This window comes from Hydrogenivirga sp. 128-5-R1-1, from assembly GCF_000171895.1.
The window spans coordinates 1-1,861 of sequence record NZ_ABHJ01000224.1; the positions used below are offsets into that span (position 1 = coordinate 1).

Sequence of the window (1,861 nt, forward strand, 5' to 3'; positions counted from 1 at the left end):
TTTACTGTCTCCTTTTTTCCAATTATTAAAGTTGAGATTACTACACCTAATAAAATTATTAATAATATAATTCCAGTTAACAAAATTAAAACTGTTTCTTTTTCAGAAGGATTTGGATTTTTAACATATCCTTTTAATAAATCACCTAAATATGTCAAAACTAAAACAAAAATAATTCCAAATCCTCTTCTTATTTCTTTAAGCTCTTCGTATTTAAAGTCTTTCATAACAATTATTTTAACATCTTCGGAGGTTAGAAAATGATAAGCTGGATACTTCAATATAGATTATTAGTTTTATTCGCATTAATAGGATTAATAGGTTATGGATACTACTCATTCAAAACAATTCCTGTTGATACTTTTCCAGACCCAACACCACTACAGGTAAACATATACACTGAAGCACCGGGATATTCTGCAGAGGAAGTTGAAGCCCTTATTACAAAAAGAATAGAAACTGTAATGTCTGGAATAAAAGATGTTGAAAAAGTAAGAAGCGAAAGTATCCCAGGGCTTTCCTATGTTTCTATATTCTTTAAAGATGGAACAGATATTTATTTTGATAGAAGACTTGTTATGGAAAAACTTCCTGAGGCACAAAGCCAATTACCACAAGGAATTGTACCAATAATGGGACCAAATACTTCTGGTCTTGGTAATGTTTTACTGTATGCACTTGTTGATAATACAGGAAAATATTCCCTTACAGACCTAAAAGCAATTCAAGAATGGACAATAAGACCTATTTTAAAAGCTATAAACGGTGTTGAAGATATAGTCCAGTGGGGACCAGCAAAAGCATTTTTAGTTAAGCCAGATATTGAAAAGTTATTAAAATACAATCTTTCTTTAGATGATATTTTTGAAGCAGTTGATAAAAACGGAGGTCTTGCAGGAGGAGGATACACAAAAACAGACGAAGGCGACCTTGTGATAAGAACAGTTGCAAGTATTACGAGTATAGAGCAAATAGAAAATATCCCAGTTAAATTTGACAATGGACAGGTAGTAAGAGTAAAAGATGTTGCAAAAGTTGTAGAAGGTGAAGTTCCCCAAAGAAGAGGGGCATTTACTCTAAACGGACAGGAAGTTCAGGGGAACATAGTTTTAAAAAGAATTGGAGAAAACACCCAAGCATTAGTTGAAAAACTAAAGGCAGAAATTGACAGAATAAATAAAGAAGTTTTGCCAAGTGGAGTTGAGATAAAATTACTCTACGACCAATCTTACCTTACAGAAAAAGCTCTTGCCACAATCCAGAAAGCCCTACTTGAAGGGATTATTTTAGTTTCTATAGCAATGATTTTATACCTTGGAAATATTAGAGCAGCTGTTTTAGTAATACTTTCTATTCCGTTTACCCTTTTAATTTCGTTTATTTTAATGAAATACTACGGATTAACTGCAAACCTTATGTCTTTAGGAGGTCTTGCTATAGGTCTTGGATTATTTGCAGATGCAACAGTTGTTGTTATTGAAAACATTTTCAGACACTTATCCCATAATAAAGAAGAAGTTAAAGACAAACTTGCAAAACTTGAAATAATTAAACTTTCTGTTCAGGAAATTACAAAACCAGTTGTATTTGCAATTTTAATTATTATGGTAGTTTTTCTTCCAATATTTAGCTTTGAATCTGTTGAAGGTAAATACTTTAAACCACTTGCAATAACAATCATATTTGCCCTTGCATCTTCACTATTTGTAGCTTTAATAACTATGCCAGTTTTAGCTTACTTTGGATTAAAACCAGGAAGTGAAAAACAATTTTTATGGAGATTATAGAAAAGCTTACCTAAAGCTTTTAAATGGAGCTATGAAATAGGGGCTGTCTTATTTATCTTAACTGTATCCTCTTT

At 31.6% G+C, this 1,861-nt stretch carries 2 protein-coding genes; one reads left to right on the forward strand and one right to left on the reverse strand.

What is annotated here, in order from left to right; genetic code table 11:
• The coding region (locus tag HG1285_RS03095; protein ID WP_008288961.1) for a hypothetical protein at positions 1-227 on the reverse strand (227 nt) is incomplete at its 3' end.
• A gap of 33 nt (positions 228-260) precedes the next feature.
• On the opposite strand from HG1285_RS03095, the gene HG1285_RS18405 reads away from it, so the two are divergent.
• The gene (locus HG1285_RS18405) at positions 261-1,787 is read left to right on the forward strand and encodes an efflux RND transporter permease subunit (protein ID WP_008288962.1); all 1,527 of its coding nucleotides are present in this window, start codon (positions 261-263) and stop codon (positions 1,785-1,787) included.
• Positions 1,788-1,861 lie beyond the last annotated feature (74 nt).

What these genes read in the sequence shown, in the direction of transcription:
- HG1285_RS18405 (WP_008288962.1), top strand. Translation starts at nt 261, where the DNA reads ATGATAAGCTGGATACTTCAATATAGATTATTAGTTTTATTCGCATTA.